The sequence below is a fragment of the Acetobacter sp. ESL1128 genome (assembly GCF_058505085.1).
Genome location: NZ_CP196369.1, coordinates 2,690,232 through 2,709,741 on the forward strand (window position 1 = coordinate 2,690,232; position 19,510 = coordinate 2,709,741).

General features: G+C 59.9%; 15 protein-coding genes. 8 read left to right on the forward strand and 7 right to left on the reverse strand.

The window, feature by feature from the left end; genetic code table 11:
* Positions 1–12: 12 nt before the first annotated feature.
* Positions 13–2,472, reverse strand: coding sequence for a TonB-dependent receptor (locus tag ACSYTG_RS12540; protein WP_086646960.1), 2,460 nt, complete (start codon positions 2,470–2,472; stop codon positions 13–15).
* 119 nt (positions 2,473–2,591) lie between these two features.
* Here ACSYTG_RS12540 and ACSYTG_RS12545 point away from each other — a divergent pair, with 119 nt between their 5' ends.
* Both ACSYTG_RS12545 and ACSYTG_RS12550 read left to right on the forward strand, forming a co-directional pair.
* Entirely contained in the window at positions 2,592–4,058 is a 1,467-nt protein-coding gene (locus tag ACSYTG_RS12545) for an aminotransferase-like domain-containing protein (RefSeq protein WP_095350069.1), read from the forward strand.
* A gap of 63 nt (positions 4,059–4,121) precedes the next feature.
* Positions 4,122–4,718: a uracil-DNA glycosylase family protein gene (locus ACSYTG_RS12550; protein ID WP_489783515.1), complete on the forward strand. Its 597-nt coding sequence runs from the start codon at positions 4,122–4,124 to the stop codon at positions 4,716–4,718.
* Positions 4,719–4,729: 11 nt separating this feature from the next.
* On the opposite strand, the gene ACSYTG_RS12555 is transcribed toward ACSYTG_RS12550, so the two are convergent.
* The 6 genes from ACSYTG_RS12555 to ACSYTG_RS12580 all read right to left on the reverse strand — a co-directional run bounded on the left by ACSYTG_RS12555 (position 4,730) and on the right by ACSYTG_RS12580 (position 13,539).
* The gene (locus tag ACSYTG_RS12555) at positions 4,730–6,028 is read right to left on the reverse strand and encodes a glycerate kinase type-2 family protein (protein ID WP_489783396.1); all 1,299 of its coding nucleotides are present in this window, start codon (positions 6,026–6,028) and stop codon (positions 4,730–4,732) included.
* 49 nt (positions 6,029–6,077) lie between these two features.
* Complete coding sequence (locus tag ACSYTG_RS12560; protein ID WP_086646964.1) at positions 6,078–8,312, reverse strand: FUSC family protein; 2,235 nt, start codon at positions 8,310–8,312, stop codon at positions 6,078–6,080.
* Positions 8,313–8,464: 152 nt separating this feature from the next.
* Complete coding sequence (locus ACSYTG_RS12565) at positions 8,465–8,998, reverse strand: adenine phosphoribosyltransferase (protein WP_086646965.1); 534 nt, start codon at positions 8,996–8,998, stop codon at positions 8,465–8,467.
* Positions 8,999–9,157: 159 nt separating this feature from the next.
* Positions 9,158–11,419, reverse strand: coding sequence for an ATP-binding protein (locus tag ACSYTG_RS12570; protein ID WP_415420889.1), 2,262 nt, complete (start codon positions 11,417–11,419; stop codon positions 9,158–9,160).
* 92 nt (positions 11,420–11,511) lie between these two features.
* Positions 11,512–12,783 (reverse strand): multidrug effflux MFS transporter, encoded by a 1,272-nt coding sequence (locus ACSYTG_RS12575; protein ID WP_086646966.1) that lies wholly within the window; start codon positions 12,781–12,783, stop codon positions 11,512–11,514.
* Between the two features lie 135 nt (positions 12,784–12,918).
* Complete coding sequence (locus ACSYTG_RS12580) at positions 12,919–13,539, reverse strand: TVP38/TMEM64 family protein (RefSeq protein WP_233129176.1); 621 nt, start codon at positions 13,537–13,539, stop codon at positions 12,919–12,921.
* A gap of 178 nt (positions 13,540–13,717) precedes the next feature.
* On the opposite strand from ACSYTG_RS12580, the gene ACSYTG_RS12585 reads away from it, so the two are divergent.
* From ACSYTG_RS12585 to ACSYTG_RS12610, 6 genes are all read left to right on the forward strand, one after another.
* On the forward strand, positions 13,718–14,770 hold the full coding sequence (locus ACSYTG_RS12585) for a COX15/CtaA family protein (RefSeq protein ID WP_194301368.1): 1,053 nt from the start codon (positions 13,718–13,720) through the stop codon (positions 14,768–14,770).
* A gap of 11 nt (positions 14,771–14,781) precedes the next feature.
* Entirely contained in the window at positions 14,782–14,952 is a 171-nt protein-coding gene (locus ACSYTG_RS12590) for a hypothetical protein (protein ID WP_158093057.1), read from the forward strand.
* A gap of 134 nt (positions 14,953–15,086) precedes the next feature.
* Entirely contained in the window at positions 15,087–16,676 is a 1,590-nt protein-coding gene (locus ACSYTG_RS12595; protein WP_086646968.1) for a 2-isopropylmalate synthase, read from the forward strand.
* A 215-nt stretch (positions 16,677–16,891) separates the two neighbouring features.
* Positions 16,892–17,938: a rod shape-determining protein gene (locus ACSYTG_RS12600; protein ID WP_086646969.1), complete on the forward strand. Its 1,047-nt coding sequence runs from the start codon at positions 16,892–16,894 to the stop codon at positions 17,936–17,938.
* Between the two features lie 88 nt (positions 17,939–18,026).
* Complete coding sequence (gene mreC / locus ACSYTG_RS12605; RefSeq protein ID WP_489783397.1) at positions 18,027–18,941, forward strand: rod shape-determining protein MreC; 915 nt, start codon at positions 18,027–18,029, stop codon at positions 18,939–18,941.
* Between the two features lie 4 nt (positions 18,942–18,945).
* Positions 18,946–19,509, forward strand: a complete 564-nt coding sequence (locus ACSYTG_RS12610; RefSeq protein WP_086646971.1) for a rod shape-determining protein MreD — start codon at positions 18,946–18,948, stop codon at positions 19,507–19,509.
* Position 19,510: the final 1 nt, after the last annotated feature.

Sequence of the window (19,510 nt, forward strand, 5' to 3'; positions counted from 1 at the left end):
GACGCGCTCTCCTCAGAAAAAGTCCACGCGGGCCGAAAGCAGGAACATGCGGGGATTGCTGTACTGGTAAGTAAATGTCTGGCTTGTTGCGGAATACGGCAGCACCTGCACCAGATAACGGTTACCGGTAATATTGTTGACAATCCCGCTGATTTCCCACCGGCTGTTCCCCGGACGGAAGGAGGCATGAACATCCCCCAGCCAGACAGATGATTGCTGAAGGGCAGATGCTTTTTCGTTGGAAACGAGGTAATAATAATGCCCGGTATAGTTCCAGTGCGTGCCAACGCTGCCGTTGCCAATACCGGTACGGAAGTTCCAGTCCACCGAAATATTGGCTGTCTGGTGCGGCGCACGGGCGAACTCGTTACCCTTCAGGCTGGTTGCACCGGTGGGGGCGGTAAAGTCCGTAAACTTTGTTCTGAGAACACCCACATTCCCAGATATTGTCAGGTCATCAATCGGGCGGGCCTGAAAGGAGAACTCCCCCCCCAAAGTGCGCCCGGATGCGGCATTGGTAAGAGAAATAATGGTTGATTTTGTTGCGGCATCCGTTGCGGTCCAGGAGGTCTGGATATTGTCGTATTTTGAGTAAAAACCATCGGCACTCAGGGTCAGGCGGTGGTTAAACCAGCTTCCTTTGTAACCGGCTTCGTAGGATGTCAGGGTTTCGGGGTTAACCGGCCGTGCTGTCTGCAACGGCGTGCCCCCCCTGTTAACCGGGTTGGGAGTAATCTGGGTATTGAACACGCCTGAACGATAACCATCGGCAATACGCACGTAGAGCATCTGATTTTTTCCAATCAGGAACTGTGGCTCCACATCAAAGCTGACATTCGACCAGCTTTTGCCTCCATGGTAACTATCAATCCCCGTTATGGGTGAAAGAACGTTCTGGGCATTCCACCAGTTTGTCGCATTCCCCGCGAACGAAACCGGAGACCTTGCCTGAACACTGTCCAGATCAAGGCGCAGGTGGTCGTGCGTCCACCTTACCCCACCAGCAACCTGAAACCACGGCACAACATGGATGGTTGTATTACCAAAAATAGCAAAACTATCTGTGGTTTGCCGGTATTGTGTGGATGTAAAGGCAGGCTGGCCAATAATGGCGGGCGTTGTAGGCGCACCGGGGGGGAGCGTTGCAGTCGCGTAGTGGTCGTTCAGGGTTTCATGAAAATAATAAGCGCCTGCAATCCACGCGATCCGCTGGTGTGGGTCTGATGCAAGACGAAACTCCTGACTGACCTGCACAGGGTGCAGTTTGTCATAAGACCTGCTGTATTCAAGGGGCGTGTAATCTCCATCCCCAGTCTGGCGGCGCTGTGCGTTTTCAAACGCGGTAATGGAGGTAAAGGTCAGCCCATGCCCCGGATGCCACGTTGTGTGCAGGGATACCCCCTCCGACACAAGAGCCTGACGCCCGTTGACGTTGGAATTGGTCCAGTCCCTGCTTGATGTTTTAAGCGGTGAATATACCGACGTGCCCGAAGCGCTATAATAAGGCACGTTGGAACTCTGCATGTCACGCACATGCGTATTCAGCAGAAACTCCAGATCATCCGATGGCCGCCAGAGCGTTTGAAAGCGGGCGGCAAAGTCACCAAAATTACCGACATCCTTGCCTGTGCTGGCATTTTTTGCCCAGCCATCCGAATTTTCCTGCCGAACAGACAGGCGGGTGGTCAACGTATTGGCGGTAATGGGGGTGTTGATAACAAACTCACCCCGTTTTTGACCATAATCGCCAAAATCGACCTGTGCGTGACCCTCTTTTTTAAATTCGGGACGGCGGGAGGTAAACTGTATGGCCCCTGCCGTTGCATTCTTGCCCCACAGGGTGCCCTGCGGACCGTTAAGAATAGCAACCTGCGCCTGATCAAACAGCGGGAAGCCCTGAAAGCTCAGGCTGTTCAGATACACATCATCCGCATAAACCGCCACCGCACCAATGGCGTTATTGGCCACATTCCCGTTGCCAACACCACGGATGTAATACCGGGGGCGCAAGCGACCATCAAAATTATACCCCAGCACGTTAGGGGCAAAAGCGGCCACATCGGCTGCACTATCCAGATGCTGCCGGGCAATGGTGGTTGCACTGATTGCCGTAACGGTGGCCGCAACCTTTTGAATATCCTGCGTGCGCCGGTTGGCTGTGACCATAACGGTCTCCAGCCCGCCTGATGCCGCAGGAGAAGCCACCTTGCCCACTTTGCTGGCCTTGCCGCCCTTGGCAGGAGCAGGGGCGGTTTTGGCACCTGAAGGTTTGCCCTGTGTTTCGGCTTTGGCGGAAGATGTGGCGGACGCCACAAGACCCGATGCAAGGATCAGGGATGGCAAAGCGGCGCAAGCAAGCCGGTTCCGCCTGGACAGGCAGGCCATAGCCCGCCCCGAAAGGGAGAGGAAGGACCGGGGAGCCGAGAGTGAGGAAGGGTAAATCATGTTCCACGCCGCGTTGTTTTTAACCATTTACTATTTTGATTAGTATTAATTCGTTGCATTTTACGACAGTGACGGCTTTTATAATTTTTATGGGTACGGTTTAAACGATATTAAATAGTGCAATATGTGCATGAAAGTAGGCCCGCATGTTTGTGCCCCAGCTTGACCGCAATGCCCGCGAAGGGCTGCAAAAACAGATTATGCGGCAGATTATTGCCGCTATTGCCTCTGGCATGCTGCGCCCCAACACCCCTCTGCCGGGCATAAGGGAGGCATCCGTACGCTGGGGCGTATCGCGCAATACGGTCGTGCTTGTTTTTGAACATCTGGAAACGGAAGGGTATTTGCAGACGCGCCCCTCACGCGGGACATTCATCCACCCCACACCACCATGCAGCACCAGCTCCGTTGCGCAGTTGGGGAACGAACGCGGTGCCGCGGCCGCATCCCTTGGGGAGCCATCATGGCCCGGTCAGGCTTTTATTGGAGACCCGGCACAGGAACGCCAAACACCCGATGGAGTCTTTAACCTCGGTTTTGGCAGCAACATGCCGCTTTATCGTTTTCCCGCATGGCAAAAAACCATCGAACGCCTGCTGCTGCGCGATAACTGGAAACGGGGGGGCGAGTTCCAACCCAATGCCGGGCTCCCCTTCCTGCGTTCAACACTGGCCCGGTGGCTGCATTTACGCCACGGCGTCACCATTGACCCGCAGCAGATCATTATTGTTACGGGGCTACAGCAAGCGCATTCCATTATTGCACATGCCCTGCTTAAAACCGGCGACCATGTGATTCTTGAAGACCCATGCTACCCGGGAAAACGCCAGTTATACGAAAAACTGGGCATGCACGTGATTAACGGCGCAATTGACCGCAAGGGGATCAAGCTGGCTGATCTGGCCCCCGAGCAGGCACGCCTTTTATGCGTTAATCCGGGGTGCCACATCCCGACCAATGTCACGCTTTCGCTGCCCCGTCGCAAACATATTGCAGCACTGGCCATGCAGGACCGCTGCCTTGTGTTTGAAGAAGCGATGTATGACCTGCTCTCGTTTGAAAAAAAACCGATCCCCTCCCTTCTCTCCCTTACAGGGGGGCGCAACCTGCTCCATGCGGGCCTGTTTGCTCCCTGCCTTGGTGGCGGGCTGATGCTTGGGTATCTGGTCGTCCCCTGGTCCTTCCTGCCAGCCGTGCTGGAGGCCAAGCTGCTTACGGGGAACGGTCTGCCCTGGCTGGAGCAGGAAGCTCTGGCCCGCATGCTGGACTCGGGCGAGCTGGACAATGCCCTGCGCCGTACACGGGTGGTTATGATGCGCCGCAGAGAGGTTTTTATGGCCGCATTGGAACGGTTTTTTGGCCGTATGGAATTCTGCGGCACAGAGCATGCCCCCCGCCTGAGCTGGTTCCTGCCCGGTGGGTTCGGCAAGGTGCAGCCTTTCCTGACCGAGGCGGAAAAAGCAGGAATCCGCTTCCCCGGTAATTATGCCGCAGCCAGCAGCCGCTCCCACCCGGGCCTGCCGGACCTGCCTAACCTTGTGTCCCATGGTTATGGAGAAATATCGGAAGAAGACATTCCAGCCCTTTTTTCCAGACTTTCCAACCACACATAAAAAGCACCCACCCATTCCGGGACAAAGGGATACCCCACCCCGGAACCAGCAGGAGCCCAGATTCTGGCGCACACAGAAACGGACCACCAGTTACACGCACTGCTCCAGCAGGTCCGCGCCTGCTCGGCCTGTGCCCATGCCCTGCCACTTGGGCCACGCCCGGTACTCCATATCTCCCCCCGCGCACGGTTGCTGATTGCGGGGCAGGCTCCCGGCACCAAGGTCCATGAAACGGGGATCCCCTTTAACGATGCCTCGGGCGATCGCCTGCGGGCGTGGCTGGGCATGGACCGCAGCCTTTTTTACGATACGGAAAAAATCGCCATTGTACCCATGGGGCTATGCTACCCCGGCGTGCTGCCAAAAGGGGGAGACCGCCCCCCAAGGCCGGAATGTGCGCCTTTATGGCGCAAACGCATTCTGGAACATCTGCCCAATATCCGGCTGACCCTGCTGGTAGGCTCCTATGCGCAGAATTATGTGCTGGGCAAAGGCGGGGTGTTCGACCGGGTTATGCGGTTTGAAGAGTTTTTGCCTACCTACTTCCCCCTCCCCCATCCATCATGGCGCACAGGGGCGTGGGAACGGCGCACACCCGCATTCGGGGCAACCGTTCTTCCCGCCCTGCGCCGCGAGGTCGCCCGCGCATTGCAGGACTAAGCCCGGCTTTTTCAGGTAATCAGGAGCAGGCGGATGTCATTGACATTGGTCAGCGTTGGCCCGGTCATGAGCAGATCATCCACCGCCTTGAAAAAACTGTAGCTGTCATGGTTCCGCAGGAATGGCTCAGGCATGCAGCCCGCCTGCGCTGCACGGGCCAGTGTATCGGGGGCAAAAATGGCACCGGCGGCATCTTCCGTGCCGTCTATGCCATCACTATCGCCTGCCAGCCCCCAGATACCACTCTCCCCACCCAGAAAATGCGCGCAGGAGAGCAGGAACTCCGTATTCCGCCCGCCTTTACCAGCCCCTTCCCCCGCACGGATGGTCACGGTTGTTTCCCCCCCGCTTAACAACACCGCAGGCGAGGGAACGGGCAGACCATGCGCATGCACGGAACGCGCCATGCCACCCAGCAGAATACCGGCAACCTGACTTTCCCCCTCCAGTGCATCACCCAGCATAAGCGGTGTCACGCCCTGCTGCCGCGCAACATCTGCTGCGGCCATAAGCGCCATAAGCGGGGTGGCAATCAGCACCACACGGTTGCGCGGGTCCGCTACGGGTTTATGGTCCTGCTGGTTTGCCACAGCCTGCTCCAGCACCCCCCGCACAGTGGGGGAAAGGTCCAGCCCATACCGTTCCACAATCTGCAGCGCATCCGCTGCCGTGCCTGATGGCGGCACGGTTGGCCCGCTGGCAATCACCGATGGATCATCCCCCGGCACGTCACTGATCACCAGTGTCAGCACCTGTGCAGGACTGGCAGCCTGCGCCAGCCGCCCCCCTTTGATGGCGGACAGGTAGCGCCGCACGGTGTTCATTTCCGTAATGGTCGCGCCAGAATGCAGCAGTTGCCGCCCGACAAGGCGCTTATCTTCCAGCGTCAGCCCCGGCGCGGGCAACGCCAGAAGGGACGACCCCCCGCCTGATACAAGGGCAATCACCAGATCATCCGGCCCAAGCCCCGTTACGGCATGCATAATGGCGCGGGCGGCTGCCTCGCTCCGGGCATCGGGGACAGGGTGGGAGGCTTCCAGAATACGCACATGCCGGGTCGGGGCGGCATGCCCGTCACGCGTGACCACCACACCCTCAAGCGGCACATCGGGCCAAGCAGCTTCCAGGGCTGCGGCCATTGCCGCCGAGGCCTTGCCAGCCCCCACCACAATGCAGCGCCCTTTGGGTTTGGGGGGCAGGTGTTTGGCCAGCACCACAAACGGGTCTGCGCTGGCTACGGCGGCATCAAACATGGAGCGCAACAGGGTTCTGGCCCGCGCGTTATCCCATGCAACTCCTGCATCTGGCATGATGTTTCTCCCTTATGACCGACTCTGCCGTAACTGGCCTACCTTGCGTTCAGGTAAACGCCTTGTCCAGATAAGGGGAGGATGCGTCAAAGAACGCCTGATTTTCTTTAAGTTCCGTTGCAATCACATGCAGGCTGGCAAGCACACGCAGCATTTCCTCGCGCACGGACAGGTTGGTTTCGGCCTGCTCCATGCGCGAGAGGTATTCCACCGCCAAAGCGGCCGCCCGTGCTGTGCGGCCATACTGCCCACCATACCGGCCAGAAAACTGCTGCATGCGGTTCATCATGGCCTGTGTGGCGTGCCGGGCATCAGCTGGCAGAATATTGCGCCCCAGAATAACGCGCAGACGCAAAAGGTTAAGCTCTATGGTCATGCCCGAGAGCACACCGCTTACATACCGGTCACGCACGTAGGTGTTGCCATCATCTGTTGTCATGGATGCCAGCCGGACAAAGCCATCCACCCCGCGGCCGATCACTTCGGTCATGGGGGGGGCGGCACGGTGCTGGGCCAGCCTGCGCAGGCGGCGCAGAATACTCACGCGCAGGTCCCACCGCAGGCCATCCGGGTCAAACGGCAGGAAGAGCCGGTACATCCACATGGAAAAAACCATGGCCAGAAACAGCGGCAGCGCGGTGTTGAAAAACAGGATTTCGTCCATCCGGCCCTGATTCATCGGGCCGATAAGAATGGGCAGGAACAGGTTATACGCAACTGCCGCCAGTATGAGCGGGGGCCACGCAAAGGCCAGCCCCCCCACCAGCATGGGCACGGCCAGACACAGGGCCAGTGTTTCGTATATTGTTGGCTGGGCTATGACCCACAGATCAAGCAGCCCGCTCATGCCCACAACAAAAATCGTGCCGTGCAAAAACGCCTGCGTGGCCAGTGCAGGCTGCTCCAGCGTGGAGAACAGGGCACAGACAATGGAGACAAACATCATGAATGTCAGCCCATCGGTCCAGCCCGTTGTAATCCAGATCAGCCCCGAAGCAAAAATAGTGACTGATGCCCGCAGGCTGTTGGTAAAGGCCATGCGCCAGTCCCGGTAACTGCGCATGGGGTACCTGAAGTGGTCATGCGGCGTCGGGTTGCGGCTCATCTCGAACTGTTCAATGGCCTGTTGCAACTCATCCAGAATGGCACCCAGCTTGTGGAGCAACTGCCCCTCACGCGAGAGGCTACTCTCCTGTGCCACATCAATAGGCGGGTTGGTGGCCGCTATCATCTCCTGCTCAAGGCAGGTCGCCGCAAGCTGGGTGCAGGTGGCGCGCAGGGCGGTCAGATCCCGCAGGACCGGGGCCACAGGCGACTCATCCGTCAGGCGCTGGGGAATGGTCTTTAAAAACCCGGCCACCTGCTGTGCAACCTGCAAATACTCCTTACCCTGACTTTCAGGCATGGAGAGCAGGGCACCAAGGTCCAACCCACGGGACATAAGCACGGCTATGGCGGCAAGGGCGGCACGGGCATGGTCGCCCTCGTGCTGGTGCTCGCCCATTTCCACTTCCGCAAACTCGACCTGATCGCTCAGGCCAACAATGGTGGTGAACACGTCGGGGGAATTGGCAACCGCGCGGCGGTCCCCCCCAAGCAGGCGCACAAGTGCTGGCACGGCACCATCAAGTGCCTGCACAAAATTGGTGGCAAGCCTGTTTCTGGCCCGCAGGCCAAGCCGGTACTGGAACAGGGAGGATATGGTGGTTTCCACCACAATGCCCAGCGTAATATACGTGGCGCGCGCCATGGCGATATGGAAAATCTGGTCCGGGGCGGCAGCCCCATCAAGCGCGATAATGGCGTAGGTAAAACCCGAGGCCCGCATGCCATGAATACGGTAATTGGTCATGCTGGCAGGGCCGGGCAGCAGGGTGCCCACAAAGCAGAACCCGCCAATACCCACCGCAAGCCAGAAAATATAGAGCAGCGGGGACTGCGGCATGCTCCCGACAAGGATAAGCGCACACAATGTGCCCACCACCATGCCAAACATATGCCACCGCGCCTTGGCAATGGACTTGCCGCGCGTGCCCTGTGCCACCATCCACACGGTCAGGGCGGCCCATTGCGGGCTCCCCAACTCCCACCACAGGGCAATGCCAAGGGCTATAAGGGACGATATGGTGGTCCGGAGTGCATACCCGAAAGACAGCAGGTTAGGGGCAAACAGCCAGCGCAGCCTGCTCAGGTCACGCGGGGGGCCTCCCCCCTCGAGCGCCTGCCGGACAATGGTTTTGAAGGCCTGACAGAACTGGCCAAATGAAAACGCCGCAGCCTTCATGCCGCGTTCTGCCGGTCAGGACTGATCAGAGAGACTGCCATCTGCTTCTTCTTACCCCAAAGAAGCCCAAAAGCGTATTCACACCTCGTATGCCCTGTCCTGCACCCAGCGTTACGCACAGGACATGGCATACAAAAAAACGTCGTCCGCTTTTAGTCTTCGTAGGACAGCAGGCTTGTTACAGTCGTGTCCAGCTTGTCGCGGCCGCCAAGGCCTGTCAGTTCAACCAGCACGGATGCGCCAACAACCTCGGCCCCGGCTTTACGCAGCAGGTCGATGGAGGCAGCGAGCGTGCCACCGGTTGCCAGCAGGTCATCCATGACCACAACGCGCTGACCGGGCTTGACGGCATCAGCCTGAATTTCAAGCGTGTCGGAGCCATATTCCAGCTCATAGGTGTGCGAGATTGTCTTGCCCGGCAGTTTGCCGCTTTTACGCAGCATGAGCATGCCGCAGCCCATGCGATCGGCAATCGGGGCGGCGGTCAGGAACCCGCGGGATTCCACTGCGGCCAGCAGGTCGGGCTGCAAGGGAGCGATCTGGCGCGTCAGGCGGCCCATGGCAATCTGCCATGCATCGGGGTTCCGCATCAGGGTTGAAATATCGTAGAATAAAATACCCGGCTTGGGAAAATCGGGAATGTGACGGATGTAATCCTTAAGGTCGATATCCTGACGTCCCGTCATGGTATTTGACAATCCTTCATCCATGCGCCCAGCGTTGTGGAAGCGCGTTTTCCATCCTGCCTTATTCCCATAGGTCAAGCACCGCCGGCGAACAGTTCTGAGGCAACCGGCCCCGCTCTATCCCGCACGGGAGCGTTCCGCAAGGAAATATCCGGCTGGTCAGACCCCCGCGCGCGCACCCAGTGCCGCGGTTACGGCTTCCATCAGCCCATCGCGGCGGAAAGGTTTGGCCAGCAGGCGCACATTGGGCACGCTCCCCTCCGGCGGGGGGGAATCGGCTGTCAGGTCGCCCGACATATACACCACGGCCAGAGCAGGGTAGCGCTCCACCAGCACGCGCGAGAGGGTAACCCCGTCAAGCGGGCCGGGGAGCTGAATATCGGTCACCAGCAGGTCAAGCGTACCTTCCACCCCGGCGGCTGTATCAAACGCCTGTTCGCCATCCCCCGCCTCCAGCACCTTGTGGCCTGCCATGCTCAGAATGGTCACGACAATATCGCGTATGGCGGCATCATCCTCCACCACAAGCACCTGCAGGCTGCGTGCCTGCGCCTGCGGGGCCGGGCTGGCGGGTCTGGCCAAAGCGGGCACGGCCTCGGCTGACGTGGCCTCCGCCCCGGCGCTGGCCGTTATGGCGCGTGGCAGCCACAGCGAAACCTCGGTCCCGCTGCCACGCCCCGTTGCCACCACAACCCGGCCATTCACCTGCTGGGAAAAAGCCAGAACCATGGCCATGCCAAGGCCGGTACCCGCTCCCTCGCGCTTGGTGGTAAAGAACGGTTCGAACAGGCGGTCCATGACCTCCCGCGTCATGCCAAAACCGCTATCCACCACATCCAGCCGGACCCAGTCCCCTGCAGGCAGGGGGGAGGCATCAGAAACAACACGGATACTGCGCCCTTCCTCCACCGGCAGGCCCATCAGGTCAGCATTGACCGAGAACGTGACATTCCGCGCCGTAATGCGCAGCCGCCCGCCAGAAGGCATGGCATCCCGCGCATTGATGGCCAGATTAAGCACGGCACTTTCCAACTGCGCGGGGTCTGCGCGGACAGGCCACACATCGGCCACAACACCGCACTCCACCACAATGCGCGGGCCGATGACACGCCCAAGCAACCCACCCAGAAAGGAGAACAGGTCCGATAGCCGCAACGAATCCGGTGCCCCACGCTGCCTACGCATGAAGGAGAGGAGCTGCCCGGTCAGCGCTTCGGAACGATGCCCGGCATGTGTGGCCGCGGACAGGTATTCCTGCCGCTGCTCCACCTGATCCGGCTGATCATATTCCGCCGCGAGTTCCAGATTACCCAGAATAACCGTGAGCAGGTTTTTAAAGTCGTGGGCAATGCCTGCGGTCAACTGACCAAGGGCACGCAGCTTCTGTGCCTCGCCCAGAGCGCGCTCACTGCGCAGGCGCATGGTAATATCTGCCGCAGTCAGCACAAACCCGCGCCGCTCGGCTGCACCATCGGGGGCAAAGAACAGCGTGCGGCACAGTTCCAGATCCGCGCCATTGCCGCCCTTGCATTCCACCACAACCGGCGGTGCCAGCTCCCCTTTGGACAGGCTGCTCTCAATATGTTCAAACGGTTCCAGCAGGGGCACGCCATCCACAACCAGCATGCCGCTCAGGGCATTGTAGGACAGGCCCGTGCGCAAAAAATCCTTGCCCAGACCAAGCACCGTGGCCAGTTGCTCGTTCCAGTGCCATAGCCGCCCATCCGCACCAAACACCGCAACACCAAGGCTCAGACTGTCCAGCGTGGCGCGCAGCCGCAACGCCAGATCACGCGAGGATGCCTCGGCCCGTGCGGCAGCAAGGGAAGAACGGTCCAGCACCCAGCCTGCCGAGATCATGCTCAGCACACCAGTCAGAATACCCAGAACAGCCAGCCTGCGCTGCCAGCTTGTATTGCGCAGCATATTGGCAACCCGGTCCGCCTGATCAAGCGTACTGGCGCGGCTGAGCACAGACAGGTTCTGGTCCAGTGTGGCCAGCAGGGCAGCCCCGCCCTGCGGCATGGCCTCGGCCGATCGGGGCCATGCGCTAATGGTCTGGAGCTGTTTTTCCACCACCCCCAGCACTTCCTTGCGCCCGCTTCCTTCACGCAGCTGCACGGAGCGGAAGCCGTCAAACCCTGCACGGGCATCGGAAAGCTGGGTAATGGCCTGTAGGTAACATTCGCCATCAGCCGGGTTATGTTCGGCCTCAAAGGCATAATGGCAGATACGGGCATTGCTGGTGGCGTGGTGCACGCCGCGCAAATAACTACCTGCGGCCGTGCTCTGGCGGTCCAGGTTGCCATGGCGGGCCATGTCGTTCCCGAGTTCTATGCCAATGCCACCAAAGGTCACAATCAGCACACCAGCCCCGATAAGAGCCAGAATATGAGCCCGTCTTGCTGGATGCCGTAGCATGTCAGGCATGCCCCCCATTATTTGTGTCCTGCCATCCCCGTGGGCATGACAGCTTGATCTTAACCGGGCAAGGCATGGCTGCCCATGCAGGATCAGGCAACATCATGCAAAGCGGGGCGGAATGTATGCATACACAGCATCATAAGCGCACCAAAGCCCATACAGCCAGCCATTGGTAACGAAGATGTGGCGGCAAACTGACCCACCAGCACCCCGGCCAGTGCGCCAAGCACGTACTGCAACGTGCCTGCAAGGGCGGATGCCGCCCCCGCCTGAGCCGGATGGTCGGCCAGAGCCATCATCATCGCATTGGGGAAAATAATACCCGTTGGTGCAAGGGCTATGACCATGGTCCCAATAACCAGCCACACCTCATACGGCCTGTACGCCACTGGCGCGTACCAACAACCCCACACGCTAACGCCCACCATCAGCACCGTACCCAGAACCGACAGGGCCACAGCACCATGCAAAAGACGGGCCGGGTCCACCCGCCCGACCAGCAGGCCATTCACCTGTGATGCCCCGATCATGAACACGGACATGACCCCGAACAGCATGGAAAAATGCAATGGCGAAAAGTGGAAAAGCTGCACAAAAACAAACGGTGCTGCGGTCAGGTAACTGAAGGTCATAAACGTCGAGAACGCCGTGATCAGGGCGTAAATGCTGTAGCCCCTATCCCCCAGCAGGCCCACGTAGCGGGTCAGCAGGGTCATGGGGGAAAGGCTCTGGCGCTTCTGGTAAGGCAGTGTTTCAGGCAGAACCCACAGCACAAGCCCCACACAGACCAACCCGTACACCGCCGAAGCCCAGAAAATAATCCGCCACGACACAAACTCCACCACCAGACCACCCAGCATGGGCGCCAGAATAGGCACCACCCCCATGACCATGATCAGGCGGGACATCATGCGTGCCCCCGCCGCCCGGTCGGACACCACATCACGCACACATGCGGTGGGCACAACCAGACTGGCCGACGCCCCAATAGACGCCACAAACCGGGCAGCGGAAAACAGCGTAATATCCGGTGCAAATGCACAAACGGCAGACGCCACCGCATACAGCACGTTCCCCACCAGCAGGGGCATGCGCCGGCCATACCGGTCTGCCAGCGGCCCTACGCTCAACTGCCCTATGGCAAGCCCCACAAACCAGATGGCCAGCGTAAACTGCACATTGCCCGCACTGGTATGAAAACTCTGCTCCATGGCCGGGAAGGCGGGCAGATAAATATCGGTAGAAATAGGCCCAACAGCGGTCAGGAACCCAAGCAGAAGGGACAGCCAGCCCGGCACACCCTGTGCAAAAGCCGGCCCCGGCGTACCCTGCGCCGTGGGGGATGAGGAAGAAGACGTCATACCCGGCCCTCCGGGTGTGCCGAATGAGATAAGTGCCGCAAAAAATTCATCCCATAATGGAAAAACTATTGAGGAACAGGGCCGTGTTCATAACAGGCAGATGCTGGTGGCCTGCCTGCACACAACGCTCCGGGCCTAGCCCTGCGCACTGGCCCGGGCAATACGGGCGTGCCGCCACAGCCACCAGCCCAGCACGGCAGAAAAGGCAAACAGACCGGCCCCCGCACCATACTGCCAGGCCGCCCCCACCTGCACACCAGCCCCAAGCAGCACCGCAACGGCGTTCTGGGGCAGCGCACCCAGCAGGGTTGCCGCAAAGAATGGCCATACAGCCATACCGGACACACCTCCGAGCAGGTTGAGCAGCAGGGCCGACCCAACAGGCAGCAGGCGCAATGTCAGAATACTCAGGAAGGGCTTATGGGTTAAAAACGCGTCCAGCTTTTCAAACCGTGGTCCAAGGCGAGCCTGCGCCCATGAACGACCACCCCAGCGGGCCCATAAAAAACCGGCCACACACCCTAATGTAGAAGCTATGGTGATCATGGCAAGCCCTTCGGCCACACCATAGGTCAGCCCTGCGGCAAAGCCGGCAACCTGCCGGGGCAGCCCAAAAGCACACCAGACCGTTGCCCCCGCCACAAACACCAGCCGGCCGCCCACGCCCGCGCGCAGCATATCCGTACTGCCCAGCACCTGCTCCAGGGCAGGCACATGCCGCAACCCGATTGCCCCCACCACCAGAATAAGCAGCATTAGCAAAGGTTTGAACACGACCCTGGCGGGCTGCTCCGGTGCAGGAGTGGCTGGTTCCATCCCTTGGGCGCTAGCATCTTCTTGCCGCGGCCCGCAAGCTGGCTGTAAACCCTAGCCATAAAGTTTAACCCAAGCGCAAAAGAGTGCCATGCCCACCACGCCCCAGCGCCAGCAAGACATGACGCCTGCCCACCGCCGCCTGATTTCGGGCTGGCTGTTCCTTCTGTGTTTCATGTTGCTGGGCATGATCGCCATTGGCGGCGTGACCCGCCTGACCGGCTCTGGCCTGTCCATTATGGACTGGCAGCCCGTGAGCGGCATGATCCCGCCCCTGTCCCACGCAGAGTGGGAACGGCTGTTTGCACTGTACCAGACCATTCCCCAGTACCACCTCCAGCATGAAGGGTTCGGTCTGGAAGGATTCCAGAAAATATTCTGGGCCGAATGGATCCACCGCTTCTGGGGGCGCCTTATGGGGCTGGTGCTGCTGGCACCACTGGTCTGGTTTGTTATCCGGGGCATGATCACCCGCCGCCTTGCCGTGCGCCTGTTCGTGTTTTTCATTCTCGGAGCGCTTCAGGGCGCCATTGGCTGGTTTATGGTGGCCTCGGGCTTCCGGGCCAACAGCACGGCGGTTGAGCCGGTACGACTCGTGCTGCATCTGAGTGCCGCTCTACTGCTGTATGGGGCCATTCTGTGGACTGCGTTTTCCATCCGCTGGCCCCAGCCTGAACCCACGCCCTTTACGCCCGGTGTCAAACTCACCCGGCGTCTGGCGTGCCTGAGCATCGGGCTGCTGTGCATCACCATTATTGCGGGCGGCTTTACGGCGGGCACCCATGCGGGCTTTTTGTTCAACACCTTCCCGCTCATGGACGGGCACCTTGTTCCGGCTGACTACGCCCAGCTTTCCCCCCTGTGGATGAACTGGATCGTCAACAAGGCCGCCATCCAGTTTGACCACCGCCTGCTGGCCACCCTGACCGCGCTGAGCATTGGCGCAGTGCTGCTGGCCGGGCTGCGGCGGGGTGCGGGGCTTGGCCCACAGGCGCAAAACGGCATTATTCTGCTCGGCTGGGCCGTGCTGGTGCAGTATGCGCTGGGGGTTACCACCCTGCTGCTGGTTGTGCCGGTATGGGCCGGGGCCGTACACCAGACCTTTGCCGCCGTGCTGCTGGGGGTCATGCTGTATGTGCTGCACACCCTGCGCCGTGGCAGGCCGCAGGGCTGAAGCAGAGCCCAATGATTTCCCACGCCGGTCATTTTCCTGTTGCGCTGACAAAACAGGACGGTATTCTACCGGGCATGATCTCCGACCGGTTCATGTCCGATTCCCTCAAGACCCGCGTAACAGCGGCTCAGGGCGGCGTGGCTTTTCGTCTGGACCTTCTCCTTCGACTTATCAGCCCCTGAGCGATCCGGGTGGCCATGTGCTGCCGCGCCCAGGGGATTTTGCAAGTGAGAGCGCCTGTGTGCAGCACAGGCAAACATAAGGCGTGACAAGCCTTTGGCAGCGCCAGACCAAAGTCAATTCAGGAATATTTTTCATGTCTGCTGATCAGTCCAGCTTCAATCACCCATCCTTTGGCCGCATGACGGCTGAGCGTGTCATTATTTTTGACACCACCTTGCGTGACGGCGAACAGTCCCCCGGTTTTTCCATGAACCTGGCCGAAAAGCTGCGCATGGCCGAAGCTCTGGCAACATTGGGTGTGGATGTGATCGAGGCGGGTTTTCCCGTTGCCTCCAAGGGTGACTTTGAATCCGTGAACGAAATTGCCCGCCACACCAAGGGGGCCGTTATCTGCGCGCTCGCACGCAGTGGGGGAGCAAAGGATATTGCTGCGGCAGGCGAGGCACTGGCACCGGCAGAGCGCAAGCGTATCCACAACTTTATTTCCACCTCCCCGCTGCACATGAAGTACAAGCTGCGCATGGAGCCGGAAACCGTTCTGGACCTGATTACCACCGGCAACACCGCCGCACGTAACCTGACAGATGACGTGGAATGGTCCGCCGAGGATGGCTCCCGCACCGACCCGGATTTTCTGTGCCGCTGTGTGGAAGCCGCGATCAAGGCCGGGGCCACCACCATCAACGTGCCCGATACGGTCGGATACGCGACCCCCGAAGACATGGAAAAAATCTTTTCCATGCTGCGCGAACGTGTGCCGGGTGCGGATCAGGTCATTTTTTCTGCCCATAACCATAACGACCTGGGCTTGGGCGTTGCCAATACGCTGGCCTCCCTGCGCGGTGGCGCACGGCAGGTGGAATGCACCATTAACGGCATTGGGGAACGCGCAGGGAACGCCGCACTGGAAGAAATTGTGATGGCGCTGCGCACACGCCACGACCAGTACCCCTACACCACCAACATCCAGACCACCGACCTGCTCAAGGTCTCCCGCATGCTGGCCACCATTACCAGCTTTGACGTGCAGCCCAACAAGGCCATTGTGGGCCGCAACGCCTTTGCGCATGAAAGTGGCATTCATCAGGACGGGGTGCTGAAAAACGCCGCGACCTATGAAATCATGACCCCCGAAAGCGTGGGCTGGAGCCGCTCTTCTCTGGTTATGGGCAAGCATTCGGGCCGTGCCGCCTTCCGCGACAAGCTCAAGGCGCTGGGCTATGCGGACATGGATGATACCCGCCTGAACGAAGCGTTCTCCCGCTTCAAGGATCTGGCTGACCGCAAGAAGGTCGTTTACGACGATGACATTGTCGCACTGGTTGATGATGAAGCCCGTGACCACGACCATATCCGCTTTGCAGCCCTGAGCCTGACATCCACCTCGGGCAAACCTTCCGAAGTGGACCTGACCATTCAGGTCGATGGCAAGGACGTGCAGACCAATGCCACGGGCAACGGGCCGGTGGACGCCGCCTTTAACGCGCTGCGTCTGGCCTTCCCGCATGAGGCCCGTCTGGCGCTGTTCAGCGTTGGTGCGGTAACGGAAGGCACGGATGCACAGGCCCGCACCACAGTCCGGCTGGAAGAAGACGGCAAGCTGGTTGATGGCCAGGGCGCGGATGCAGATACCGTTGTGTCCGCCGTGCGCGCCTACGTGCACGCCCTGAACAAGCTGCTGGTCAAACGTGCGCGCACCGCGCCCGAAGCCCTGACCGCCTGAGCAGCGCCCATTGGGGGCCTGCGCCCCCATATAACGAGGCAGATACCCCGCCGCATAAGAAAATTATGCGGAAGTTTATGAACTGAGGGCTTGTCTGCCTCGCTATGCCCCGTTAATCCGTGCAAATATATTGACCAAAGCGACCGTTGGGGTCCCTTTTGTTTGCCTGCCCCTTCCGCACAGTCGCGTAGTGCCGCCTCAACCAGGAGTCCTGGATGTTCTCTCGTCTGCTCGGTCTTATGTCTGCGGACATGGCCATTGATCTCGGTACTGCCAATACCCTTGTGTATGTCAAAGGGCGTGGCATTGTACTGAACGAACCCTCGGTCGTGGCGATTGCAGACATACGTGGCAAAAAGCAGCTTCTGGCTGTGGGGGAAGAAGCCAAGCAGATGGTCGGGCGCACGCCGGGCAACATTGCCGCCATCCGCCCCATGCGCGACGGGGTGATTGCCGACTTTGATGTTGCGGAAGAAATGATCAAACATTTCATTCGCAAGGTGCATAACCGCCGGGCCTTTGCCAGCCCGCAGATTATTGTATGCGTGCCCTCCGGCTCCACAGCCGTTGAGCGCCGCGCCATTCAGGAAAGTGCCGAAAGCGCCGGCGCACGCCGGGTCTTCCTGATTGAGGAACCCATGGCCGCCGCCATTGGTGCGGGCCTGCCCGTAACCGAGCCTTCTGGCAGCATGATTGTGGATATTGGCGGTGGCACTACGGAAGTGGCCGTTATATCCCTTGGCGGCATTGTCTATGCCCGCTCGGTCCGCGTTGGCGGGGATAAAATGGATGAAGCCATTATCTCCTACATCCGCCGGGCCTATAACCTGCTGATCGGTGAAAGCTCGGCAGAGCGGATTAAAATCAACCTTGGTGCGGCCCTCCCCCCCGATGACCCGGACGACAGCGGCCCTTGGCTGGACGTAAAGGGCCGGGACCTGATCAACGGTGTCCCGCGCGAGGTTCAGGTCTCTCAGGCCCAGATTGCCGAAAGCCTGATGGAGCCGATCAGCCAGATTGTGGATGCGGTCAAGACCGCGCTGGAAAACACCCCGCCCGAACTGGCGGCAGATATTGTGGACAAGGGCATTGTCCTGACCGGTGGCGGCGCATTGCTGTACCGCATGGCCGATGTGCTGCGTCTGGCAACCGGGCTGCCGGTCACCGTGGCAGAAGACGCCCTTTCCTGCGTGGCGCTGGGTACGGGCCGTGCACTGGAAGAAATGAAGCGTCTGCGCAATGTGCTGACCACCATGTACTAACGCCCCGGTTCAGCCACCCCGGCCACTTTGCGGTGCGTGGCTGAATCTGGTTCTTTATGCCGTCAGATATAAGGGCATCCGGTTTTCCATGGTCCCGGTTTCCATTCAGGTAAGGCAGGCATTGAGCAAACTGGTTCTGCCAGTTCTGCTGCTCATGTCTGTCGGGATCATTATTGCCGGGCAGGCCGACCGCCCTTTGGCAGACAAGGCACGCATGCGTGTGGCCGACGTGCTGGCCCCCCTGTGGAGCCTGCTCTCACGCACCCAGACCGACAGCGAACGCTTTGTGCACGGGATACAGGAAGCCCGTAATCTGGCGGAAGAAAACCACCGCCTGAGCGCTGAAAACACCAACCTGCGGCGCTGGTACGAAGTTGCCGTCTCCCTCGCACGGGAGAATGATACCCTCAAAACCGAACTGCACTGGGTGCCCGAACCCACACCCGCATTTGTAACCGGCCGGGTAGTGGCCGACAGCGGAGGGATTTACGCCCGCGCCGTACTGCTGGTGGCAGGGACAACCAGTGGCGTACAGGTTGGCAACATAGCACTGGCCTCCAGCGGACTGGCCGGGCGGGTTACAGAAGTTGGCGCGCATGCCGCACGCATCCTGCTGATTACCGACATTGCCAGCCGCCTGCCGGTGGAGCTGGAATCCAGCCATGCCGCAGCCATTATGGTGGGAGACAACTCCCCCCTGCCCCGCCTGCTCTATTATTCGCAGGATACCCGCCCCATAGAGGGTGAGCGGGTTGTAACCTCCGATCAGGCTGGGGCTTTTCCCTCTGGCATTCCCATTGGCAGCGTGCATTACCTGCACCCCGGCCAGCCCGTGGTGCAGCCTTTTGCCCGGCTGGACAGGCTGACCATGCTGCGCGTGTTTGACTTCGGGCAATCCGAGATAGAACCGCCCGAAGCCCCCGGCCATGTGCCACTAACCCGCCCGCACCGCGCCCTTACGCTGCCATTTAAAACCCTGCTTGGTCCGGGGCAGGAGGGATAACGGCATGTCTGACCCCCACCAGCCCCGCTGGGAACATGATACCGAAACCCAGCTGACATCCCGCCAGCGACTCGACCGTACGGCGCGGCATCTTCTGCCGTCCGTTTTTACGGCGCTGGTCATTATTTTTTTCTCGGCCCCCCTGACTGTTCCCGGAGCGGCTGAGTTGCTCCCGGCCATTGTTATCAACACGATTTTTTTCTGGTCCGTGTGGCGGCCCTCCGGCATGCCCTCGCTGGCCGTGTTCCTGCTTGGGCTTTTTATGGACCTTGTGGGGTTTACACCGCTGGGGGTGAGCGCCTTTATTCTATTACTGGTGCATGGCATTGGCAGTTATGCCCGTTTTGGTCTCATGCGGATGAATTTTTTAGTGGTGTGGTGCCTGTTTGGACTGGTAGGAGCGGCTGCAGCGGCATTGCAGTGGGCGCTGGCCTGCCTGTTCCGGCTCCATCTGCTTGATCCCGCACCCGCCTTTTTTGAAGCCTTGCTCTGCATAGGGGTCTATCCGTTGCTTTCCGCCACTTTCTCGTGGTTCCTGCATATTCTGGACGAGAAGGACACGCCATGAC

Excerpts from the sequence above, each read along its gene's own strand:
- ACSYTG_RS12540 (WP_086646960.1), bottom strand. The coding sequence starts at position 2,472 with ATGGTTAAAAACAACGCGGCGTGGAACATGATTTACCCTTCCTCACTC.
- ACSYTG_RS12545 (WP_095350069.1), top strand. The coding sequence starts at position 2,592 with ATGTTTGTGCCCCAGCTTGACCGCAATGCCCGCGAAGGGCTGCAAAAA.
- ACSYTG_RS12555 (WP_489783396.1), bottom strand. The coding sequence starts at position 6,028 with ATGCCAGATGCAGGAGTTGCATGGGATAACGCGCGGGCCAGAACCCTG.
- ACSYTG_RS12560 (WP_086646964.1), bottom strand. The coding sequence starts at position 8,312 with ATGAAGGCTGCGGCGTTTTCATTTGGCCAGTTCTGTCAGGCCTTCAAA.
- ACSYTG_RS12565 (WP_086646965.1), bottom strand. The coding sequence starts at position 8,998 with ATGACGGGACGTCAGGATATCGACCTTAAGGATTACATCCGTCACATT.
- ACSYTG_RS12570 (WP_415420889.1), bottom strand. The coding sequence starts at position 11,419 with ATGCTACGGCATCCAGCAAGACGGGCTCATATTCTGGCTCTTATCGGG.
- ACSYTG_RS12575 (WP_086646966.1), bottom strand. The coding sequence starts at position 12,783 with ATGACGTCTTCTTCCTCATCCCCCACGGCGCAGGGTACGCCGGGGCCG.
- ACSYTG_RS12580 (WP_233129176.1), bottom strand. The coding sequence starts at position 13,539 with ATGCTGCTTATTCTGGTGGTGGGGGCAATCGGGTTGCGGCATGTGCCT.
- ACSYTG_RS12585 (WP_194301368.1), top strand. The coding sequence starts at position 13,718 with ATGACGCCTGCCCACCGCCGCCTGATTTCGGGCTGGCTGTTCCTTCTG.
- ACSYTG_RS12590 (WP_158093057.1), top strand. The coding sequence starts at position 14,782 with ATGATTTCCCACGCCGGTCATTTTCCTGTTGCGCTGACAAAACAGGAC.
- ACSYTG_RS12595 (WP_086646968.1), top strand. The coding sequence starts at position 15,087 with ATGTCTGCTGATCAGTCCAGCTTCAATCACCCATCCTTTGGCCGCATG.
- ACSYTG_RS12600 (WP_086646969.1), top strand. The coding sequence starts at position 16,892 with ATGTTCTCTCGTCTGCTCGGTCTTATGTCTGCGGACATGGCCATTGAT.
- mreC (WP_489783397.1), top strand. The coding sequence starts at position 18,027 with ATGGTCCCGGTTTCCATTCAGGTAAGGCAGGCATTGAGCAAACTGGTT.
- ACSYTG_RS12610 (WP_086646971.1), top strand. The coding sequence starts at position 18,946 with ATGTCTGACCCCCACCAGCCCCGCTGGGAACATGATACCGAAACCCAG.